Source organism: Marinimicrobium sp. (assembly GCF_002695945.1).
GTDB lineage: Bacteria > Pseudomonadota > Gammaproteobacteria > Pseudomonadales > Cellvibrionaceae > Marinimicrobium > Marinimicrobium koreense.
In genome coordinates, this window is the sequence record NZ_NZQP01000012.1 from 100,038 (window position 1) to 122,888 (window position 22,851).

General features: G+C 61.1%; 17 protein-coding genes. 12 read left to right on the top strand and 5 right to left on the bottom strand.

From position 1 onward, the window contains the following. Positions 1–280 precede the first annotated feature (280 nt). Both uca and CMG77_RS01375 read left to right on the top strand, forming a co-directional pair. Positions 281–3,895 (top strand): urea carboxylase, encoded by a 3,615-nt coding sequence (uca, locus tag CMG77_RS01370; RefSeq protein ID WP_286807328.1) that lies wholly within the window; start codon positions 281–283, stop codon positions 3,893–3,895. 528 nt (positions 3,896–4,423) lie between these two features. After that, on the top strand, positions 4,424–4,813 hold the full coding sequence (locus CMG77_RS01375) for a DUF3859 domain-containing protein (protein WP_286807329.1): 390 nt from the start codon (positions 4,424–4,426) through the stop codon (positions 4,811–4,813). Positions 4,814–4,829: 16 nt separating this feature from the next. Here CMG77_RS01375 and CMG77_RS01380 read toward each other — a convergent pair whose 3' ends face one another. The 3 genes from CMG77_RS01380 to rsgA form a co-directional block, all read right to left on the bottom strand. After that, positions 4,830–6,314, bottom strand: coding sequence for a RimK family ATP-grasp domain-containing protein (locus CMG77_RS01380; RefSeq protein ID WP_286903479.1), 1,485 nt, complete (start codon positions 6,312–6,314; stop codon positions 4,830–4,832). Between the two features lie 4 nt (positions 6,315–6,318). Beyond that, positions 6,319–7,128: a sulfurtransferase gene (locus CMG77_RS01385; RefSeq protein ID WP_286903480.1), complete on the bottom strand. Its 810-nt coding sequence runs from the start codon at positions 7,126–7,128 to the stop codon at positions 6,319–6,321. 102 nt (positions 7,129–7,230) lie between these two features. Next, entirely contained in the window at positions 7,231–8,328 is a 1,098-nt protein-coding gene (gene rsgA, locus CMG77_RS01390) for a small ribosomal subunit biogenesis GTPase RsgA (RefSeq protein WP_502691715.1), read from the bottom strand. A 57-nt stretch (positions 8,329–8,385) separates the two neighbouring features. Between rsgA and orn the strand changes: the two genes are divergently transcribed. Then, positions 8,386–8,946, top strand: coding sequence for an oligoribonuclease (orn, locus tag CMG77_RS01395; RefSeq protein ID WP_286903482.1), 561 nt, complete (start codon positions 8,386–8,388; stop codon positions 8,944–8,946). A 138-nt stretch (positions 8,947–9,084) separates the two neighbouring features. Here the strand turns inward: orn and gnd are convergent, their stop codons facing one another. Both gnd and queG read right to left on the bottom strand, forming a co-directional pair. After that, complete coding sequence (gnd, locus tag CMG77_RS01400; RefSeq protein WP_123638191.1) at positions 9,085–10,536, bottom strand: decarboxylating NADP(+)-dependent phosphogluconate dehydrogenase; 1,452 nt, start codon at positions 10,534–10,536, stop codon at positions 9,085–9,087. 195 nt (positions 10,537–10,731) lie between these two features. Beyond that, positions 10,732–11,847, bottom strand: a complete 1,116-nt coding sequence (gene queG, locus CMG77_RS01405) for a tRNA epoxyqueuosine(34) reductase QueG (RefSeq protein ID WP_286903483.1) — start codon at positions 11,845–11,847, stop codon at positions 10,732–10,734. A gap of 69 nt (positions 11,848–11,916) precedes the next feature. Here queG and CMG77_RS01410 point away from each other — a divergent pair, with 69 nt between their 5' ends. From CMG77_RS01410 to hflC, 9 genes are all read left to right on the top strand, one after another. Continuing rightward, positions 11,917–13,440: an NAD(P)H-hydrate dehydratase gene (locus tag CMG77_RS01410; RefSeq protein ID WP_286903484.1), complete on the top strand. Its 1,524-nt coding sequence runs from the start codon at positions 11,917–11,919 to the stop codon at positions 13,438–13,440. Then, a complete protein-coding gene (gene tsaE / locus CMG77_RS01415; RefSeq protein WP_286903485.1) occupies positions 13,433–13,945 on the top strand; it encodes a tRNA (adenosine(37)-N6)-threonylcarbamoyltransferase complex ATPase subunit type 1 TsaE in 513 nt (170 codons plus the stop codon). The genes CMG77_RS01410 and tsaE overlap by 8 nt, the downstream gene beginning before the upstream one ends. A 145-nt stretch (positions 13,946–14,090) precedes the next feature. Beyond that, a complete protein-coding gene (locus tag CMG77_RS01420) occupies positions 14,091–15,383 on the top strand; it encodes an N-acetylmuramoyl-L-alanine amidase (RefSeq protein WP_286903486.1) in 1,293 nt (430 codons plus the stop codon). 45 nt (positions 15,384–15,428) lie between these two features. Next, the gene (gene mutL / locus CMG77_RS01425; RefSeq protein WP_286807335.1) at positions 15,429–17,300 is read left to right on the top strand and encodes a DNA mismatch repair endonuclease MutL; all 1,872 of its coding nucleotides are present in this window, start codon (positions 15,429–15,431) and stop codon (positions 17,298–17,300) included. A 622-nt stretch (positions 17,301–17,922) separates the two neighbouring features. Beyond that, positions 17,923–18,915 carry a tRNA (adenosine(37)-N6)-dimethylallyltransferase MiaA gene (miaA, locus tag CMG77_RS01430; RefSeq protein ID WP_123638185.1) on the top strand — a complete coding sequence of 331 codons (993 nt, stop codon included), beginning with the start codon at positions 17,923–17,925 and terminating at the stop codon, positions 18,913–18,915. Positions 18,916–19,027: 112 nt separating this feature from the next. Continuing rightward, positions 19,028–19,288, top strand: a complete 261-nt coding sequence (hfq, locus tag CMG77_RS01435) for an RNA chaperone Hfq (RefSeq protein WP_024461140.1) — start codon at positions 19,028–19,030, stop codon at positions 19,286–19,288. A gap of 20 nt (positions 19,289–19,308) precedes the next feature. After that, entirely contained in the window at positions 19,309–20,625 is a 1,317-nt protein-coding gene (hflX, locus tag CMG77_RS01440; RefSeq protein WP_286903487.1) for a ribosome rescue GTPase HflX, read from the top strand. A gap of 119 nt (positions 20,626–20,744) precedes the next feature. Further along, on the top strand, positions 20,745–21,914 hold the full coding sequence (gene hflK / locus CMG77_RS01445) for an FtsH protease activity modulator HflK (RefSeq protein ID WP_286903488.1): 1,170 nt from the start codon (positions 20,745–20,747) through the stop codon (positions 21,912–21,914). Then, positions 21,914–22,789, top strand: a complete 876-nt coding sequence (gene hflC, locus CMG77_RS01450) for a protease modulator HflC (RefSeq protein ID WP_123638182.1) — start codon at positions 21,914–21,916, stop codon at positions 22,787–22,789. The genes hflK and hflC overlap by 1 nt, the downstream gene beginning before the upstream one ends. The last annotated feature ends 62 nt before the right edge of the window (positions 22,790–22,851 follow it).

The window sequence follows — 22,851 nt, forward strand, 5'->3', positions numbered from 1 at the left end:
TTCCGCTGGCACGGAGGTCTGGAGCGGGTACAACGATTCAAGACCGTGGAGCCGGGGACCGGCGATCCGAGCCTACAGGTGCCGTTCTTTGGCATCCATGCCACCGCGGCATTCGTGCATCCATGCACATCATGTATTTACGGCGTGTCTTGAATCGTTGTACCCGCTCCAGACCGGACTCAACTGAAAGCCTCCAGACCTGTATATAGCCTCATCGGGACGACCCGGTAGGGCAACGAATCCAGCGGGACGACCCGCACCGACATCGAGAGACCATGCGATGTTCAACAAAGTCCTGATCGCCAATCGCGGCGCCATCGCCGTGCGCATCATCCGCACCCTCAAAGAACTCGGCATCGGCTCCGTCGCCGTCTACGCCGAAGCCGACGCCGACTCACTCCACGTCACCCTGGCAGACGACGCCTACTCGTTAGGCGAAGGCGCCGCCACCGAGACCTACCTCAACCAGGAAAAACTCTTCGCCGTCATCGAGCAGAGTGGCGCCCAGGCCGTACACCCCGGCTACGGCTTCCTGAGCGAAAACCCCGACTTCGTCCGCGCCTGCGAACAGCGCGGTGTCGCCTTCGTCGGGCCCACCCCCGAACAGATGAACGCCTTCGGCCTTAAACACACCGCCCGCGCCCTGGCCGAAGAAAACAAGGTTCCCCTGCTACCGGGCACCGGCCTGCTCAAAGACCTGGAAGAAGCCGTCACCTCGGCGGAGCACATCGGCTACCCGGTCATCCTGAAAAGTACCGCCGGCGGTGGCGGCATCGGAATGCAGACCTGCTACAGCGAAGCCGAGCTGCGCAAAGCCTTCGACAGCGTCAAACGCCTGAGCGCCAACAACTTCTCCAACGATGGTCTGTTTGTCGAAAAATACATTGAAACCGCCCGCCATATCGAAGTGCAGGTATTTGGCGACGGTCAAGGTAACGCCGTCGCCCTGGGCGAACGAGACTGCTCTTCCCAGCGCCGCAACCAGAAAGTGGTCGAAGAGTGCCCCGCGCCGAACATTCCCGACACCGTGCGCAAACAGCTGCACGACACCGCCGTGCGCCTGGCCGAAGCCGTGCACTACCGCAACGCGGGCACCGTGGAGTTCATTTACGACGCCGGTGAAAACACCTTCTACTTTCTGGAAGTGAACACTCGCCTGCAGGTAGAGCACGGCGTGACCGAGCAGGTCTATGACGTGGACCTGGTGGCCTGGATGCTGCGCCAGGCCGCCGGAGAGCTGGGGGATATCAAGCCACTGGGAGCCTCGCTGAAGCCCCGGGGGCATGCGCTGCAGGCGCGCCTCTACGCCGAAGACGCCAACAAAAATTTCCAGCCCAGCGCGGGCTTGCTGAGCGCCGTGGACTTTCCCCCGGCGGATGGCCAGGCGCTGCGGATCGATACCTGGGTGGAAGCCGGCCTGACGGTTTCGCCGTACTTCGACCCCATGCTCGCCAAGGTGATCGTCTGGCAGGACGATCGCGCCCGGGCCATCGATGCGCTGGACCAGGTATTGGCCCAAACCACCCTGGAGGGCATCGAAACCAATGGCGATTACGTGCGCCGTATTATCGCGACGCCCGAGTTCCACGCCGGTGAAGTGCACACCCGGTTTCTGAATGATCTGGCGTATCAGCCGCACACGATGGACGTACTGGCACCGGGCACCATGACCACTGTGCAGGATTTTCCAGGACGGGTCGGCTACTGGGATATCGGGGTGCCGCCCTCGGGTCCTTTCGACAATTATTCACTGCGCCTGGGTAACCGTCTGCTGGGTAACCCCGAAGGCACCGCCGGCCTGGAGATTACCCTCAACGGCCCGACTCTGAAGTTCAATACCGCCACGGATTTTGTTCTCGCAGGTGCGGCCTTGCACGCGACCCTGGACGATCAACCGGTTCTGTTTTGCCAGGTGGTGCGCGCCGAGCCGGGGCAGGTATTGACCATCGGAAAAGTCGTAGCCAGCGGCGCGCGCGCTTATCTGATGGTGGCCGGAGGCATTCAGTGTGCGGATTACCTGGGGTCGAAGTCCACCTTTACCCTCGGGCAGTTTGGCGGATTTGCCGGACGGGCGTTGCGCACCGGTGATGTATTGCATCTGGTGGAACAACCACTGTCGGAGCAGAGCTCCAGGGCACCGGAGGCCCTGCGCCCGGATATTGACGGCAACTGGCAGTTGCGGGTCATCTACGGGCCTCACGGCGCCCCGGATTTCTTTACCGAACAGGATATGCGCACCTTTTTCCAGCATCGCTGGGAAGTGCATTACAACTCCAGTCGCACGGGCATCCGCCTGATCGGTCCCAAACCCGAGTGGGCCCGCTCCGACGGCGGTGAAGCCGGGCTCCACCCGTCCAATATTCACGACAACGCCTACGCCATCGGCACGGTGGATTTTACCGGGGACATGCCGGTGATCCTGGGCCCCGATGGTCCGTCCCTGGGTGGCTTTGTCTGCCCGGTGACCGTGATCGCGGCCGACCTGTGGAAACTCGGTCAGCTGAAAGCGGGAGACAAATTGCAGTTCGTCCCGGTGAGTCTGGCCGATGCCAATCGCCTGGAGCGGGAACAACAGACCCAACTGGCGCAACTGGACTCGACCGAGAGTGAACCGGCGCAGCCTTTGGCCATCGGCGAGCTGATTGCCCGGACTCCGGTGCTCAAAACCCTCTCCGGTGACGAGACCGGCGTGCCGGTGGTCTATCGACCGTCCGGCGACAAATATCTGCTGGTGGAATACGGGCCTCTGCAGCTGGATATCCGTCTGCGCTTCCGGGCGCACGCATTGATGCTCTTTCTGCAGGAGCAGGGCGTTGACGGCATTATGGAAATGACTCCGGGCATCCGCTCTTTGCAGATCCACTATGAAAGCCAGCAGTTGTCGACAGACCGGCTGCTCGACCTGCTGGAAAAAGCCGAACACAAGTTACAGAACATCGACGAGCTGGAAGTGCCCTCGCGCATTGTTCATCTGCCCCTGAGCTGGGATGACCCGGCCTGTCGTCAGGCAGCGGAAAAGTACATGCAGTCGGTGCGCAAGGACGCCCCCTGGTGCCCGGACAACATTGAGTTTATCCGGCGCATCAACGGTCTGGACTCCATCGATGAAGTGAAGAAGATTCTGTTCGAGGCCAGCTATGTGGTCATGGGGCTGGGTGATGTCTATTTGGGCGCGCCCGTGGCCACACCCCTGGACCCACGGCACCGTTTGGTGACCACCAAGTACAACCCCGCGCGCACCTGGACCGCAGAAAACTCGGTGGGCATCGGCGGATCCTACCTGTGCGTTTACGGCATGGAAGGGCCGGGCGGTTATCAGTTCGTCGGCCGCACGCTGCAGATGTGGAACCGCTACCGAAAAACCCGGGAGTTCACCAACCCCTGGCTGCTGCGCTTCTTCGACCAGATTCGCTTCTATGAAGTCAGCCATGAAGAGCTGCAACAGATTCGCAGGGACTTCCCGAAGGGCCAATACCCGCTGCGCATTGAAGAAACCACTTTCAAGCTGAGCGACTACGAGGCATTCATCGAGCAGCACCAGTCGGAGATTGATGCCTTCGTCAAGAAGCGCAATGGTGCGTTCAACGAGGAGCTTCAGCGCTGGATCGATAACGGTCAGATGAATTTCGACACCAGTGGTCAGGAGGCGGCCGAAGAACAGGTGGACGCGTTGCCCGAGGGCGCCACGGCGGTGGAAAGTCATGTGGCCGGGAATATCTGGCAGTTCATGGTCAAACCCGGCGATAAGGTGAAGGCCGGAGATGTGGTGTGCATTCTCGAGTCGATGAAAATGGAGATTGAGGTGGTAGCGCCGGAGGCGGGGGTTGTGGATTCTCTCTCCCGCGCCGAAGGTCAATCAGTCAATGCGGGGGATCGGTTGTTGGTTCTCTCCTAAAAGGCAGAGCTGAATGGTCGGAGGGTGTTTTGGGCAAGCGCTTCGTACCGGAGTGCTCCGCCTGGGTATACCCAGCCTCCGCGGCAGCAGCGTATCGTTTCGGGAGCTAGCACCTATTGGCTGCGACAACTTGGGTAACGGCGGATGCGGTCTTCGACCTTATCCGCCCTACGGATAGCAGTGCAGGTTGCGTAGGGCGGATAAGCGCAGCGCATCCGCCGTTGTCTTACTCCTCCCTACGGTACCTTTGCCCAAGGTCGTTCTCCTGATGAGGTCAGGTGAGGGGAAGCCCTTCCAAGACCGTGGAGCGGGGGACCCGCGATTCGAGCCTACATGGACGCCCCACATGGATGTGGGAAGTGTCCCGAAGCGCCGGGAGCGCGAAGGGGACCGTATTTACGGCGTGTCTTGGAAGGGCTTCCCCTCACCTGACCGGGCGTGATGATACAGAGGCCCAATAACGAACCGAAAACCCTGAAACCACCCATGGTACAATTCGGGTTTTGAACCAACCATTACTCGGGTGCCATGGCCAAGAAAAAACCGGAAGTCAAACTGCGCAGTTGGGGCGTCTATACCCCGCTGGATCCCAACTCCAAGGAGCTGCCGCAGCTGATCAAAATGACGCGGGACATCCCCTGCGAGCTGGATATCGAATTCGGCTACATCGTCAATATCAAAAAAGCCAAAAACCGCAAGCTGCAGTATTGCATCTACCACCCGAATATTCCCGATGAAGACGGCAACCCCCTGCCACCCTTCGACGGTGAGGTGTATATCAAACAGAACGACTGGGATTTCTTTATCGGCGATACCATCTGGAAGCCGGTAGAGAACAAGCAGGGTCCCTGGCGCATTACCCTGGCCATTGACGGCCAACTGATCGCCGACGAGACCCTGACCCTCATGCTGCCTTAACGTTGACCAGGGGCGCTTACAGCGCCTCGCGCAAGCGGCGGATGGTCTGCACCCGATTGATGAACTCCTGCATGATCAGGTTGTAGAGTTCATCGCCGATAAATTCATCCTCCACCCCGGCATCGATACTCGGGTTGTCGTTCACCTCAATCACCACCACCCGCTTGCCGCTCTGCTTCAGATCCACGCCGTAGAGTCCCTTGCCGATCAGTCCCGCCGCCTTGATCGCGGTGTCGATGACTTTGCGCGGCACCTCATAGGTCGGCATGGTCTGATAGCCCCCGGAGGGATCTACGGTGTTGTTGTGATCGTAAATCTGCCAGTGACCGCCGGCCATGTAGTATTTACAGGCGTACAGCGGCTTGCCGTTCAGAACGCCAACGCGCCAGTCATAATCGGTGTACATGAACTCCTGGGCGAGCAGCAGGGCGGACTGTTTCAACAGCTCGGTAACGGCCCGGTCCAATCCTTCCCGGTCTTCCACCTTGACCATGCCCCGGGAGAATGACCCGTCCGGGATTTTGACGATCATGGGGAAGCCCAGCTCGGCGGCGACTTTATCGAGCGCGGCTTTGGAGCGGGTGGAAATCAGCCGGGTGGTGGGGGTATCCACCTTGCGGGCGTTGAACAGATCGGCCAGGTACACCTTGTTGGTACAACGGATGATGGACTGCGGATCGTCAATCACCGCGAGCCCCTCGGCCTCGGCCCGGCAGGCGAACTGAAAGGTGTGGTGGTCAATATTGGTGGTTTCCCGAATAAACAGCATGTCGTATTCGGGTAGCTTGCGGATGTCCTTGCGGCCGATGAAGTCGACATTGATGCCCAGCCGGTTACCCGCTTTCACAAATTTCTTCAGCGCTTTGTCGTCGCTGGGAGGCAGCTTCTCATCCGGGTTGACCAGAATGGCCATTTCGTAACGGCTGACCTTCTGGGCTTTGGGTTTGCGCCACAGTTGCGCACTGAAACGATCCAGGGCGTTGGCAAAGGCTTCCTGCTCCGGCTCGGTCAGGGTATGCACCGGCGCCACCTTGAGGCTGTTGATGCGCCAACCGCCGCGCCAGTTCAGTTCGACCTTGAGAATCGGGCAGGGCTGTTGCTCAAACAGTTCCCGGGCAAGCTTTTTCAGTTCCGGCACGCTGCTTTCTCCGAAGAACACCCAGAACTCGAAGGTACTCGTCTCGCGATTGGCCAGCTTGGTGAGAAANTTGTCGGCCTGGCTGTGGAGCTGCTCGGCAATCACTGAAAAACTGNTGTGATTGCGCAGATCGTTCAGGGTTTTCACCGACGGAATCACCGAGTGCCCCCGGGCTTCCGCCAGCAGCGAGCAGTANTANCCTTTGCTCAGGTAGCTGAATTTGCGACACAGGTTGATGACCCGGGTGCGATTGGTTTTCGCCGGCGGCAGCTGCAGGTAATCATCAAAGGTGATTACCTGCTCACTGGGGAAGTAGGGTGCCCAGTCCTGGGCGGACTCAACAACAATGAGCAGTCGTGACATTCAATCAGATTTCCACAGGGGTGTCGGGATGGTTGCCCCACTCGGACCAGGAGCCGTGATAGCCCTTGATGTCNAAGCCGAGCGACTTGCCGACCAGATAAGTAAAGCCCGAGCGATGATGGCTCTGGCAGTGGGTGACAATGCGTTTGTCTTTGGTCAGCCCCTGTTCGGCCAGAAAGGCTTCGGCGTCGGGGCGGATNCGCAGGCCGTTGCGATGGTCCATCAACTGAGTCCACTCCACATTCACGGCGCCGGGGATATGCCCCCCCTTTTGGGCGAGCACTTTTTCGCCCCGGTATTCAGACGGTCCCCGGGCATCCCAGACGACAAANTTNGGATCNTCCAGCGCCTCGAGGATATCCGGAATTTCCACCACAACGCTCGGGTCGAGACTGACGTGGGCNTCGGTAAAGGGCGGTTGCGGAATCTCCCGGCTCAGGGGCAGCTCATCGCTCTTCCAGGCCTGCAGCCCTCCATTGAGATAGGAGTAATNCTTGTGCCCGATGGCGTCCAGGGTCCAGATAAAGCGTCCGGCCCANCCGCCGCCTTCATCGTCGTAGACGACAAAGTGCGTATCGGGGGTCAGACCCAGGTAGGAAAACAGCCGATTGAGCTGCTCCACGCTGGCGATGCGCCCCGGGGCGGGCGGGATATTGCTCAACAGCATTTGCGGTGGAATGTGCAGGGCCCCTTCGACGTGACCGTGCTGATAGCTCGGTTCGCTGCACAGATCCACAATGCGCAGGTTTTCCGGCGGTTGTTTCAGCAGCTGAGCGAGGTCAGCGGGTTCGATGATCAGTGGCAGGTCGGCCATAGTGAAATTCCTTTGGTTACTGCATCGGGTTACTGCATGGTCTTCNGTTAGCATAACGCCGAATACGCGGGACTCAATAGTAAAATGCGGACTTTGNCGCATTCAGCCGCGTGGTGAGTTCAAACTGTCGAGAATCTGTTCACAACTACTCATTCGTTGAGGGCTGATCTCGCCGGATTCAAGGGCTTTCTNCAGGGCGCAGCCCGGCTCGCCCTGATGGGCGCAGTCGCGGAATTTNCAGTGCCCCAGATGAGGACGAAACTCGATGAAGTTCTCCAGTACNTGATCNCGACTCATNTGCCAGAGCCCGAACTCCCGCACCCCCGGGGAATCAATCAACTGGCCGCCCCCGGGAAAATGGAACAGCTCGGCATTGGTGGTGGTGTGACTGCCGGTCTGACGCTCGGAGAGTTCGCCCACACGCAGGTCGGCGTCCGGCAACAGGTAGTTGGTCAGTGAAGACTTGCCAACCCCGGACTGGCCGACAAATACGCTGGTGAAGTCCTTGAGGTAGTCGGCCAGCGCGTCCATACCCTCGCCGGTCNCGGCGGAGACNCGCACGACCCAATANCCCAGGCTGCGATAGAGGGANTCCATCCGTTNGATCTTGTCGNCAATACGGGCATCAATNGCATCGCACTTGTTGATCACCAGCGCCGGGGTGATATCGCTGGCTTCGGCGGCCACCAGNTAGCGATCCACNAGACTGAANTGGGGCTCGGGGTAGGGTGCAATCACGATCAGCGCCCGGTCTATATTGGCGGCGACGGTTTTCAGGTCACCGTAGGGNTCCGGGCGGCACAGCTCGGAGCGNCGCGGCATGACCGCTTCCACCACACCGTAGGGTGAACCGTCGCGCCAGACGACCTGGTCGCCCGTCACCAGAGAGCCCAGGTTGCTGCGAAAGTGGCAGCGTTTGCGCTCGCCGTTGGCCTCCACCAGCACCAGAGTACCGAAGTGAGTCACNACCAACCCTTCCTGTTCCGCCCCCAGGGCGTTTTCATCCAGATNCTCCANGGGGCCCGACTGTTTGCGTTGGGCACGGGCCTGGCGTTCTTCCTGGATCTTCTGGATGCGCCAGTTCTGGCGACGGGTCAGTTTGCGTTTACTCATGCAGGGCGTGTGTTCTCCGCGCGGTAATGAGGCGGCCGGTTGTTCCCGGCGGGCCTGCGGGTTAATCTTGGTGGCGATTACGGGCATTGTGCCCTATCTGTCTGGATAAAGTCTCGCGTCAAACACGCTCTAGGAACCGATTGTATGTCAAATGCTGCCACACCCAATGAAAACAACCTGATCTGGATCGATNTGGAGATGACCGGGCTGGACCCGGATTCGGATGTGATCATCGAAATTGCGACCATTGTGACCGATGCCCATCTGAATGTACTGGCCGAGGGGCCGGTGTACGCCATTCACCAGCCGGATTCGGCACTGGCGGCCATGGACGACTGGAACACCAGGCAGCACGGCCAGTCCGGCCTGACCCANCGGGTGAAAGACAGCAACATTTCTCTGGAAGAGGCCCAGGCCCAGACCATCGCCTTTCTGGAGCAATGGGTACCGGCGGGCAAGTCGCCCATGTGCGGTAATTCCATCTGCCAGGACCGGCGCTTTCTGGTGCGCGGTATGCCCAGGCTGGAGCGTTATTTTCACTACCGGAATCTGGATGTGTCGACGGTGAAGGAGCTGGCCCGGCGCTGGCGGCCGGAGGTGGCCGAGGGGGTCAAGAAGAGTGGGGCACATCTGGCCCTGGACGATATCAAGGACTCGATTGAGGANTTAAAGCATTACCGGGAGACGTTTTTTCGGATGGAGTGAGGGTTGAGTTGAGTNGNGGAATGAAGTNNGGTNACGGCGGNTGCGCGCTTCGCGCTTANCCGCCCTACGCGACTNNCTNAGNGGGTCGTGTAGGGCGGATAAGGCCAAAGGCCGCATCCGCCGTAACCCAAACGGGACTTAAACGTTATAGGTGGAAGACGCCGTATCCCCACCACGTCCGGTCCAGTTGGTGTGGAAGTGCTCACCCCGGGGCTTGTCGACCCGCTCGTAGGTGTGGGCACCGAAGTAGTCCCGCTGGGCCTGAAGCAGGTTTGCTGGCAGACGCTCACAGCGGTAGCCGTCGAAGTAGTTCAGGGCGGCGGTAATGGCCGGGGCCGGAATACCGCTGGTGATCGCGGTAGCGGCCACGCGGCGCCAGCCGTCCTGAGCGGCATCAATTTTACCGTTGAAGTAGTCATCCATCAGCAGGTTCTTCAGATCGCCATTCTTGTCGAAGGCGTGCTTGATGTTGTCCAGGAATCCGGAGCGGATGATGCAGCCACCGCGCCACATCAGGGCGATGCCACCGTAGTTCAGATGCCAGCCGAATTCCTTCGCCGCTTCGCGCATCAGGGCGTAACCCTGGGCGTAGGAAATCATCTTGGCCGCCAGCAGTGCCTGACGCAGGTCGTCCACAAAGGCTTTCTTGTCGCCCTCGAACTTCACTTTCGGACCATTCAGTACTTTGGACGCTTCCACGCGCTCGTCTTTCTGGGCGGACAGGCAACGGGCAAAGACCGCTTCACCGATCAGGGTCAGGGGAATACCCATGTCCAGGGCGATGATGCCGGTCCACTTGCCGGTGCCTTTCTGGCCGGCTTTGTCCAGAATCTTTTCAACCAGCGGCTCGCCGTCTTCTTTATAGGCGAGGATGTCGCGGGTAATTTCTACCAGGTAGCTGTTCAGCTCACCTTCGTTCCACTCGGCGAACACTTCGTGCATTTCATCGTGGGTCATGCCCACCAGGTCTTTCATTAACTGATAGGCTTCGCAGATCAGCTGCATGTCACCGTATTCGATGCCGTTGTGGACCATTTTCACAAAGTGGCCGGCGCCGGCTTCGCCAACCCAGTCGCAGCAGGGGCTGCCATCGTCCACTTTGGCGGCGATGTCCTGGAAGATGGGCTTGACGTGCTCCCAGGCCGCCGGAGAACCACCGGGCATGATGGACGGGCCGGTCAGGGCACCCTCTTCGCCACCGGAAACGCCGGTGCCGATAAACAGCAGGCCTTTGCTTTCCAGGTATTCGGTGCGACGGTTGGTGTCGGGGTAGTGCGTGTTGCCGCCGTCGATGATGATGTCGCCCTTGTCCAGGTGCGGGATCAACTGCTCGATAAAGTCGTCTACCGCCTGTCCGGCCTTGACCATCAACATGATTTTGCGCGGCTTGGCCAGGGACTGCACCAGCTCTTCAACCGAGGAGGCGCCGCGAATGGTTTTGCCTTTGGCGCGCCCATTGACGAACTTTTCCACCTTATCGGTGGAGCGGTTGTACGCGGTCACGGTATAGCCTTTGCTGGCCATGTTCAGAATCAGGTTCTCGCCCATCACGGCGAGGCCAACCAGGCCGATATCGGATTTCTCTTTCATAGAGTCTGCTACCTGTCTCTCGGGTTGATGTGGGTGATGGTCATTATTGGCGCCCGGACGTCGGTACGCGCTTTATCGTCAATGTTTTCAAAAAAGGGTGCGTATTATTCACGTTTATCACTCAAATTAACAGGGTGATCGGGCCAATAGCGCTAATAGTTATAATCTAAATCCCTGTTATAACGCTGTTTTTACCTATGATTCGCGCTTTCGGCGAATTTTCCGCTTGCGGCGGCGGTTGGGTCGAGCCTGCTGCTGAAGGGCCCAGTCAATATGCTCCTGGACCATCGGGCTGGCCAGGGGCCGCTTGGCTTCTAGCGCCGCGATGATGCCCGGATCGGAGGGCGCATTGCCCAGGCCTACCGCCAGGTTGCGCAGCCAGCCCTCGTAGCCTGTTCGGCGGATGGCCGAGCCCTCTGTGCGGGTCAGAAACTCCGCTTCGGTCCACTGAAACAGCGTCAACAGGTCCTGCCGGTCCAGATCGTGCCGGGGGGAGAAATCCCGTTCCCGGGTGTGCTGGGCATAGCGGTTCCAGGGGCACACCGCCTGACAGTCATCACAGCCGAACACCCGGTTGCCCATGGGCTCGCGAAATTCCTCGGGAATCGGTCCCTTCTGTTCAATNGTGAGGTACGAAATGCAGCGGCGGGCGTCCAGGGTGTAGGGCTCGGGGAAGGCGTCGGTGGGGCACACCTGCAGGCAGGCGCTGCAGGTGCCGCACTGGTTGGGTTGCTCGGATCGATCCACCGGCAGTGGCAGGTAGGTGAATAGTTCTCCGAGGAAAAACCAGCTGCCCGCCTCGCTGTTCAGGATCAGGGTGTGCTTTCCCGTCCAACCCAGCCCGGCTTTGTCCGCCAAGGGTTTCTCCATCACCGGGGCGCTGTCCACAAAGGGCCGCTGCTGGCCTTCTATCAGTTCCGGGGGAAGGGCGGCCTCGATTTTCTTGGCCAGGGTCGCCAGGCGTTTGCGAATCANTTTGTGGTAATCCCGACCCAGCGCGTAGCGGGAAATGTAGGCTTTGGTGGGNTCTTTCAGGANCTTGATCTGATCGGTATCGGCCGGNANNTAATCCATCCGCACCGANATNACCCGNATGGTGCCGGGGTGCAGNTCCGGTGGCCGGGAGCGTTTGTCGCCGTGGGCGGTAAACCANTNCATGGTNCCGTGGTNGCCGCGCTCGAGCCACTGNTTCAGTNGNGCCTCNCTNTCCTGCANNTGGGTATCGGTAATGCCCACNTGCTGAAAGCCCAGNTCCCGCCCCCACNGTTTGATGTCGTCGGCGAGTTGTTGAAAGTCCACGGAGTGCGGCATAGATCGTTACGGGATTCCGGTGAGTTCGCGTATAATTCTGCCAGATATCGCGACCAAATTGAGGATTCTATGAAATTGACGTCGGTCGACGCGCCAGAATTTCCCCGCACTNTGTACACCGNTGAACANACCCGGCANCTGGATAAGCGGGCCATTGCCAGTGGNATTCCGGGNNNTCAGTTGATGAANCGGGCCGGGCGAGCCGCNTTTGAGCAACTGCTGCAANNCTTNCCNNGTCCCNCCNCCATCACGGTNTACTGCGGNGNCGGAAACAATGCNGGNGANGGCTANGTCATCGCCGGCCTGGCCGCCCAGCNTCGCATNCCGGTTCGGGTGATCGCCGTGGGTGATCCGCAAAANCTCNCNGGNGANGCGGCCGAGGCNCGGGATTATGCNNTGCAGGAAGGCGTNGNCGTCNATGCCCTANCAGANCGCGGGCCCGAGGAGGGCGTTATTGTCGATGCGCTGNTGGGCACGGGTATCAGNGGTGANGTGCGNNCGNCCNATGCCGAGGCGATTGCGCAGATCAATCAATCCGCTTTGCCGGTACTGGCGGTNGATGTTCCCTCGGGGCTCAACGCGGANACCGGNNCGGAAATGGGNNCNGCGGTGCGCGCGGCCCTGACGGTGACCTTCATCGGCGCNAANCGAGGNCTGCTGACGGGGCGNGGGCNCGCTCTGTGNGGGGAGNTGGTGTTTGCCGGCCTGGGNGTNCCCGAGGCCGTNTACGCGGAGGTGCCCGGTGAGTGCCACCGGTTTGAGCTGGCCGAGGCGCTGGCTGCCCTGCCGGCCCGCGCTGTGGATGCCCACAAGGGCGATTTCGGCCACGTCATGATTATTGGCGGTGACACCGGCTATGGCGGCGCGGCCATNATGGCCGCCGAGGCGGCGGCTCGAACCGGTGCCGGTCTGGTCAGTCTGGCGACNCGNCCCGAACATGTGGCNCCNGCGNTGACCCGNNGTCCGGAAATCATGGTCTGCGGGGTGACTTCGGGGCAGGAACTGGAACCCTGGTTGGCGCGACCCACCGTGCTGGTGGTCGGCCCAGGCCTGGGGCAGTCGCCCTGGTCAGANCAGATGTTGCAGCAGGCTCTCCAATCCGGTCTGCCGCTCGTCCTTGATGCCGATGCCCTCAATCTGCTGGCGGCGCAGCGGCCCGCCGTGGCCGAGGCTCGGGATAACTGGGTTTTGACGCCGCACCCCGGCGAGGCGGCGCGCNTGTTGCAGAGCGTCACCAGCGAGGTGCAACGCGATCGCTTTGCGGCCGTCGCCGCCTTACAAAAGCGTTTCGGCGGCGCCGTCATCCTCAAGGGGTCAGGATCGNTGGTGGCGACACCCGAGGGCCCGCTCGAAGTGATCAGTGCCGGTAACCCCGGCATGGCCTCCGGCGGTATGGGGGATGTACTGAGCGGCATCCTGGGCGGCCTTCTGGCGCAGGGGTTGAGTGTGGATCGGGCGGCAGCATTGGGTGCGGGACTGCACGCGGAAGCGGCGGATCTGGCGGTAGGTGACTGGGGCGAGCGCAGCCTGCTGGCCACGGATCTGATCCCTGCACTATGCCAATTGTTGCAGGCGGAGCCGGGCCATGTCTGAGCCGATCCATCGTTCGGTTTACCTGGCCGATGAGAGCGCCACGCTGGATCTGGGTGCCTCCNTGGCAGAGGCGCTGCNTGAGTGGCCGAACGGGCTGGTGGTGTTTCTCGAGGGCAATCTNGGCGCGGGCAAAACCACGCTGTGCCGCGGGCTCCTGCGCGGACTGGGGCATTCAGGTGCGGTTAAGAGTCCCACCTATACCCTGGTGGAGCCCTATGAGTTGGGCGGGCGGACGCTGAATCACTTTGACCTCTATCGCCTCGGGGATCCCGAAGAGCTGGAATATATGGGGATCCGGGATTATTTTAAGGCCGGGGACGTGTGCGTCATCGAGTGGCCAGAGCGGGGCGCCGGGGTTTTGCCGGAACCGGATCTGCGGGTTACAGTGACGGTCGATGGAAGCGGCCGGCGCGCGCGCTTGCAGGGTGGAACATCGCTCGGTGAGCAGTGGCTGAAGCACTGGGCCGACTTTTCGGGTCTCGAAATGCCCGGAGCGGGAACCTAGCGCCAGCGGGGTGATCAATGACCCCATTAATCGATAGTGTGAGGGACGGACCGTCCGTTATGGAATCTACAATCGTGTCGGGAAAAGCGCTTTGAAAACAGCCTGGAGACAACAANCGACTCGGTGGGCCCTGGTGGTGCTCCTGATGGGTAGTGGGTCNTTTCCGNTCAGCGCTGCGGATGTGGATAGTGTCCGTCTGTGGCGCGCACCGGACCACACGCGGTNGGTGTTCGATCTCAGCGGCCCGGTGGACCACAANCTGTTCTCCCTGAGTTCGCCCAGCCGGGTGGTCGTCGACGTTGCCGATACCCGGCTCAAGGCCAGCCTGGATGATCTCGCGCTGGACGATACCCCGATCCGGCGGGTACGCAGTGCGCATCGCAGCGATGGCACTCTGCGGGTGGTGTTCGACCTGAAAGAATCCGTGCGCCCCAAGAGTTTCCTGCTCAAGCGCCACGCCGGCACCAATGACCGGCTGGTAATCGATCTGCACGATCAGGGAAAAAGTCGGGCGGAAGCGCTCGCGGATAAAACCCCTGCCACAACCAGCGGCGATCGGAACGTGGTGATTGCCGTGGATGCCGGCCACGGGGGCGAGGATCCGGGGGCAATTGGCCCCGGCAAACTGTACGAGAAAAACGTGGTGTTTGATATCGCCAAGCGGCTGGTCCGGGAGCTCAATGGGATTCCCGGCTATGAGGCCAAACTGGTGCGCACCGGCGACTATTATGTGCCCTTGCGGGAGCGACGCAATATCGCCCGTAAGATGCAGGCGGACCTGTTTGTATCGATTCACGCCGATGCCTTTACCCACCCGTCGGCCAATGGCAGCTCGGTGTTCGCCCTGTCGCGCAGCGGCGCCACCAGTGAGACCGCCCGGTTTCTGGCCGAACGCGAAAACGAGGCCGACCTGATTGGCGGGGTGGGCAGTGTCAGCCTGGAAGACAAAGACGAAGTGCTGGCCGGTGTACTGGTGGACCTGTCCATGACCGCGACGCTCAACTCGAGTCTGACGGTAGGTAAGGAGGTGCTTGAGTCTATGGGCGGCATCTCCCGGTTGCACAAACCCCGGGTCGAGCAGGCCGGCTTCGCCGTGCTCAAATCGCCCGATGTGCCGTCCATTCTGGTGGAGACCGGTTTTATCTCCAATCCCGGTGAGGCGCGCAAACTGGCCACGGCCCAGTATCGCCAGCAGATGGCGGACCGTATCGGGCAGGGGGTACGCCGTTACTTCGAACGCCAGCCACCGGCCGGCACCTATCTGGCCAGCCGCCGTCAGGGCGGTGGAGATGCGCGGGAGTACACCATCAGTCGCGGAGACACCCTGAGCGCCATTGCCCGCCAGCACAACGTCAGTGTGGATGCCATCCGGCGGGAAAACGGCCTCAACGGTCACGTGATCCAGGTCGGACAGGTACTGAAAATTCCATCGAGCTGAGGCTCGCGGCTGGCCTACGCCAGCCTTTAACCCTATTGAGAATGCATGTCTAGAATTCAATTGCTCAACCCGCGCCTCGCCAACCAGATCGCCGCCGGCGAGGTGGTGGAGCGCCCGTCATCGGTGATCAAGGAGCTGCTGGAAAATAGTCTGGACGCGGGCGCGACCCGCGTTGAAGTGGACGTTGAGGACGGTGGCGTCAAGTTGATGCGAGTGCGCGACAACGGCGGTGGTATCGACAAATCCGATCTGCCCCTGGCCCTGAGTCGCCACGCCACCAGCAAGATTCGCGAGCTGGATGACCTTGAGGCGGTGGCCACCCTGGGGTTCCGCGGTGAGGCCCTGGCCAGTATCAGTTCCGTGGCGCGCCTGACCCTGACCAGTAATACCAGCGACGAGAGCGCCGGTTGGCAGGTCACCGCCGAAGGGCGGGATATGCAGGCCGAGCTGGCGCCGGCTGCCCACCCCAAAGGCACCACGGTGGAAGTGCGGGATCTGTTTTTCAATACCCCGGCCCGGCGCAAATTCCTGCGCACGGAAAAGACCGAATACAACCATCTGGACGATGTCATCAAGCGCCAGGCCCTGTCCCGGTTCGATGTCGCCTTCACCTTGCGCAACAATAACCGTGCGGTTTACAGCTGGCGTGAAGCCGGCACCCAGATTGAGCGCGAGCGCCGGGTGGCTCAGGTGTGCGGCCCGGCGTTTATGGAGCAGGCGCTGCACATTGATATCGAGCGCTCCGGACTGCGCCTGTGGGGGTGGGTGGCGCAGCCGAGCTTCAATCGCAGCCAGGCGGACCTGCAGCATTTTTACGTCAACGGTCGGGCCATTCGTGACAAGCTGGTCGGGCATGCAGTCCGTCAGGCTTACCAGGACGTGCTCTATCACGGACGCCACCCGGCGTTTGTGCTGTACCTGGAAGTGGACCCGTCCACCGTGGATGTCAACGTCCACCCGACCAAGCACGAAGTGCGCTTCCGGGACAACCGCCGGGTGCACGACTTCATTTTCAGCAGCCTGCATCATGCCCTGGCTCAGGTCCGCCCGGGGGATCGTCTGGAGTCGGAGACCGATGCGCCCGAGCCAGCCCTGAGCGGAGCCGCCGCAGGCGAGTTTCGCCAGGCGCCCATGGGCCTGGCCGCCGCCAGTCACCCGGCCGGCGGGTATCAGCCCCCCGGTGCGCCCGCCCCGGGCGCGGTCGCGGAGCAGATGCGCCAGTACGGCAGCCTGCATCAGCCGTTTAATGGCGGTGCCGGCTACCAGGGCCAGTACGGTGGGGCAGCGGCTCCGTCGGCGCCTACACCGATGCCGGAGTCTGAGGATGGCGAGGTGCCGCCGCTGGGTTATGCCATTGCCCAGCTCAAGGGCATTTATATTCTGGCGGAGAACGCCCAGGGGCTGATCATCGTCGATATGCACGCGGCCCATGAACGCATCACGTACGAGCGGATGAAGTCCGCGTTTGGCCAAGGTGGCCTGCAGACCCAGCCGCTGCTGGTGCCGGAGAGCATTGCGGTGAGCCAGAAGGAGGCGGACTGTGCCGAGGAGCACGCCGATACCTTCACTCAGTTGGGCTTTGAGTTACAGCGCGCCGGCCCGGAGACGCTTCTGGTTCGCCAGGTGCCGGCACTGCTCAACCGCGCCCCGGTGGCGCAGTTGGTGCGGGATGTGCTCTCGGATCTGATCGAGTACGGCAGCAGTGAGCGGATTCAGCAGCGGATCAACGAGCTGCTCTCGACCATGGCCTGTCACGGTTCGGTGCGCGCCAACCGCCGCCTGACCGTTCCGGAGATGAATGCCCTGTTGCGGGATATGGAGGCCACCGAGCGCAGCGGCCAGTGCAACCACGGCCGCCCCACTTGGGCGCTGCAGTCCCTGGACGAACTCGACAAGCTCTTTATGCGTGGGCAGTAGAGCGCTTGGGTGGATTTAGTATTGTCCGGTCAGGGGTGGGGTATGGCATTCCGGGACACGCCGTGAACCCATCCCTGGGGGCTCGCATCGCGGGTCCCCCGCTCCACGGTCCCGGAATGCCATACCCCACCCCTGACCTCAGTGCCATGTCCAACTTAGGTGGCGTAGGGCGGATAAGGGCGCAGCCCGCATCCGCCGTTACCCAATCCCCGATTTTTATCCGTGGGTTGTAAGGGTATTTACGGCGGATGCGCGCGTTGCGCTTATCCGCCCTACGCGAACCACGATGCTGCTTCTGAGGGCCCGACATCGGGTAAACCATTCCCAAACCCTCACTTCATGGATGAAGTGAGGGAGCTCCATGGATAGATTTGTCGCGTTTTGGAAATACGCAGCCACCAAAGCACGCGGCGACCTAGGAGGTCCGGATTGGGGTAGACCCTTCCCGGACCGTGGAGCGGGGGACCCGCGATGCGAGCCCCCAGGGGCCGCTCTGTGGCATCCATGCCATCGCGGCATTAGTGCATCCATGCACGTCATGGGTTTACGGCGTGTCCGGGAAGGGTCTACCCCAATCCGGACCGGACTCTCTACGAAGTACTAAAACACGGCGCTATAAACCATGACCAACCGCCAAAAAGTCATCTTCCTGATGGGCCCCACCGCCTCCGGCAAAACCGCCCTGGCCATGGCCCTGCGCGAGCACCTGCCGGTGGAGCTGATCAGTGTCGACTCCACCCTGGTCTACCGGGGCATGGATATTGGCACCGCCAAACCCACCGCCGAGGAGCTCGCTCGGGCGCCGCACCGCTTGATTGATATCCGCGACCCGGCCGATCCCTACTCGGTGGCGGATTTTCGGGCCGACGCCGAGCGGGAAATCGCCGATATTCACGCCGCTGGCCGTATCCCGCTGCTGGTGGGCGGCACCATGCTCTATTTTAAAGCCCTGCTGGACGGCCTGGCGCCCATGCCCGAGGCGGATCCGGCGGTACGCGAAGCCATTGAGCGTGAGGCCGCCGAGCACGGCTGGCCCCATATTCACGCGCAATTGGCCGAGGTGGACCCCGAAATGGCGGCCGAGATTCACCCCAACCACTCCCAGCGCCTCAGTCGTGCCCTGGAAGTCTACCGGGTCAGCGGCAAAACCATGACCGAGCTGCGCCGCGAGCAGCAGGCCCAGGCGGGCCCGGCGTTTACCGAGCGCTTTGATGTCACCCAGTTGGCCATATCTCCCCGTGATCGCAAGGTGCTGCATCAGCGTATACAGACCCGGTTTGAGCAGATGTTGGAACAGGGACTGATCGATGAGGTCAAAACCCTGCGTGCCCGCGGCGATCTCCAGCCCAGCCTGCCGGCGATACGGGCGGTAGGCTACCGTCAAGTCTGGGAGTACCTGGACGCTGAGGAAGGGCCGGGGCCGACCATGAGCCGAAGCGAGCTCTGTGAGCGGGGGGTGGTGGCGACGCGCCAGCTGGCCAAGCGCCAGGTGACGTGGCTGCGGGGTTGGCCTTCACTCTCGTGGATTTACACGCAGGACGAGTCCGGTTCAGATCTCAACTTGCAAGAAATTGTTAAGAACACCTTGAATTCTATGGGTACTACGACCATATAATAGCGGTGTGAGAATCCTAGTCAGTTTTTCATGTTTTTCTGGCCGCCCCCTTTCCAGCTCCAGTGGGGAGGACTTAGGCGGATAAATTTCTATCTCGATAAGGAGAATAACCATGTCAAAAGGGCATAGTTTACAAGACCCTTACCTGAACGTACTGCGCAAAGAGCGTGTACCGGTATCCATTTACCTGGTAAACGGCATCAAGTTGCAGGGTCAGGTTGAATCGTTCGACCAGTTTGTTGTGCTGCTGAAGAACACTGTCAGCCAGATGGTCTACAAGCATGCCATTTCCACGGTTGTGCCCTCTCGCGCTGTGCGTGTTCCTCTGCTGAATCCGGCGGAAGGCGAAGGCGAGGAAGCACCGGCCGAGTAATCTGCCGCTGAGGTAACTACTTGTTTTTTGATCGTCCCGANTCCGGTGAACTGGCGGTGCTGGTTCACCTGGATCTCTCCCACGGCCAGGCGCCGGAAGACCCCCGAGAATTTGAAGAGCTGGTATTGTCTGCCGGTGGCGACCCGATCGCTCTGGTGGGTGGTCAGCGCGCGGCTCCCCATGCCAAATACTTTGTCGGCACCGGCAAGCTCGAAGAGCTGCAGGCGGTGGTGAAGGAAAATGGTGCGGAGCTGGTCATCTTCAACCACACACTCTCTCCCAGTCAGGAGCGTAACCTGGAGCAGGCACTCGAGTGCCGGGTTTTGGATCGTACCGGCCTGATTCTGGATATTTTTGCCCAGCGCGCCCGCACCTTTGAGGGCAAATTGCAGGTGGAGTTGGCGCAGCTGCGTCATATGGCCACGCGCCTGGTGCGCGGCTGGACCCACCTGGAGCGCCAGAAGGGCGGTATCGGCCTGCGGGGCCCGGGTGAAACCCAGCTCGAAACCGACCGTCGACTGCTGCGCGGGCGGATTACCGCCATCGAGAAGCGGCTGGCCAAGGTGCGCACCCAGCGTAATCAGGGGCGCCGTTCCCGCCAGCGAGCGGACATTCCCACGGTGTCCCTGGTGGGCTACACCAACGCCGGCAAATCCACGCTGTTCAACCAGATTACCGATGCCAAGGTGTTCGCGGAGAACCAGCTGTTCGCCACCCTGGATCCGACCATGCGTCGGCTCGAAGTGCCCGATGTCGGCGCGCTGATTCTGGCCGATACGGTGGGTTTCATCAGCCATTTGCCGCACAAGCTGGTGCAGGCCTTCCGGGCGACCCTAGAGGAGGCCAGCAATTCCAGCCTGCTGCTCCACGTGATCGATGCGGCGGCGGAGGAGCGGCTGCACAATATCGAGCAGGTCGAGGAGGTGCTGGCAGAAATCGGCGCGGCGGAACTGCCGGAATTGCGTGTCTACAACAAGATTGATCTGCTCGGTATGGAGCCCCGTATCGATCGTGATGACCACGGCAAGCCGATTGCCGTNTGGCTGTCTGCCCAGACCGGGCAGGGGGTCGAGTTGCTGATGGAAGCCATCTCCGATGCCCTGGGGCGGGAGATGGTCGCCGGACGGTTGCAGCTCAAGCCCGAGCAGGGGCGCCTGCGGGCCAAGCTCTATCAACAGCAGGCGGTGGCCGACGAACAGCACGGCGAGGACGGCTCGGTGTTACTGGAGATACGGCTGCCCAAAAGTGATCTGATGCGTTTGCTGAGCGCTGAAAACCTGCGCTATGACGAATTGCACTGGGCCGACGGAGACGATTCCGACCGAATTGCCTGTTAGAGCGGCGCCCGACTTTGCTAGAATCTCGCTCTTGCCGGAGCGATCTGCTTGACGGTACCCGAATATCCATTCCGCAGTGCCTGTCGCTGGGGAAAGACGTTAATCGACGGAGAGTCAATATGGCCTGGAATGAACCGGGAGGCGGGGGTAAGGACCCCTGGGGAGGCGGCAATAACAGTGGCCCGCCGGATTTGGATGAAGCCTGGAAGAAATTTCGCGATCGGCTGAATGGCCTGTTCGGCGGATCGGGCGGTGGCTCCGGTAGTGGCGGCGGCAATGCCGGCAGTGCCGCACCTCTGGTGGGTATTGTGCTGCTGGTTGCGGCCGCCATTTACTTCGTGCTCGGTTTCTATGTGGTCGATGCCAAAGAGCGCGCGGTGGTGCTGCAGTTCGGTGCATTCCAGGAAATCAAGGATGCCGGGCTGCGCTGGAATGCGCCGCTGATCACGACTGTCTTTGTGGAAAATGTGACCGAGGAGCGGCAGTACCCCTCCCGTGGGCTGATGTTGACCCAGGACGAAAGCATCGTCGAGCTGCCGATTACCGTGCAGTACAACGTCAATGACGTGAAGGCGTTTGTGCTGAACGTCCGCGATCCGGAAAACAGCTTGCGCCAGGCCGCGGACAGCGCGTTGCGCCATGTGGTGGGCTCAAGCGAGATCAATCAGGTGCTCTCCGGGGGGCGTCAGCTGATTGCGGATGAAGTGCAGCAACGCCTGCAGAATTATCTGGACAGCTACGGCGCGGGTATCGCCGTGCGTGAAGTGAACATCCAGGAGGCTCGCCCACCGGAAGAGGTGCGCGACGCTTTTGATGATGTGATCAAGGCCAAAGAGGACGAAGAGCGCCTCAAGAACGAAGCCCAGGCGTACGCCAACTCGGTGATCCCTCAGGCCCGCGGTCAGGCCCAGCGCATGATCGAGGAGGCGGAGGCCTACCGGGCTCGCGTCGTGGCCGAGGCGGAAGGTGAGTCCCGCCGCTTTGAGCTGCTGATGGCCGAATTCGACAAGGCCCCCGAGGTGACCCGGCGTCGCCTGTATATCGACGCGGTTGAGGAAGTGTTTTCCAAGGCCAGCAAAGTCATGGTCGATGTGGAAGATGGCAACAACATGATGTATCTGCCGCTGGACCGTCTGCAGAACCGTCAGAGCGATGGGGCGTCGGGCAACGCCGGCCAGACCGGCATGTCGGCCGACGCGCTGCGGGATGTCACTGAGCAGGTGACCCGCGAGCTCAATCGTCGCCCATCCAGCGCCACGCGAACCAACACTCGGGGGGATATTCGCTGATGTCCAATAAAGGTATCTTTACCCTGGTCCTACTGGGTGTCCTGGTTCTGGTTGGCGCCAATACGGTGTTCATTGTGAATGAATACGAGCGCGCCGTTGTGCTTCGTTTTGGTGCTCTGGTGAACGCGGATGTACAGCCCGGCGTACACATCAAGCTTCCCTTCGCGGATCGGGTCCGTAAATTCGATGGTCGGATATTGACCGCTGACGCCCGTCCCGAGAGTTTTTACACGGTGGAGAACAAGCGCTTGATCGTCGACTCCTATGCCAAGTGGCGGGTCAAGAACGTCGAGGCCTACTACAAGGCCACCGGTGGTCAGGAAGATGTGGCTGATGCCCGTCTCGCCTCCCGGGTGGCGGACGGTCTGCGTAACGAGGTCGGTCGGCGCACCCTGCATGAAGTGGTCTCGGGTGAGCGGGACAAGCTGATGGAAGATCTGACCGCTCAGATGAACGAAACCGCCATGGAGCTGCTGGGGGTTGAAGTGATTGATATCCGCGTAAAGCGGATCGATCTGCCTGACGATGTCAGTGAGTCGGTTTTTGACCGGATGGCCGCTGACCGCGAGAAGGAGGCCCGCGAGTACCGTGCCACCGGTCGCGAGCAGGCGGAAGTGATTCGGGCGGATGCCGATCGCCAGCGCGCGGTGCTCGAGGCCAACGCCTATCGCGATGCTGAACTTCTGCGTGGTGATGGCGATGCCAGGGCGGCGGCCATTTACGCCGCGGCGTTCAACCAGAACCCGGATTTCTATGCCTTTGTGCGCAGCCTGAATGCCTACAGGAATGCCTTCAACGGCAGTGATGACCTTCTGGTGGTGGACCCGTCGAGCGAGTTCTTCCAGTACCTGAAGAATGCCGAAGGCCAAAAATAGCCGGGCAATGGGCACCATTTGCCCGCAAAAAGTGCTAAAATCCTGCCGCCGGGCGCGTGAAG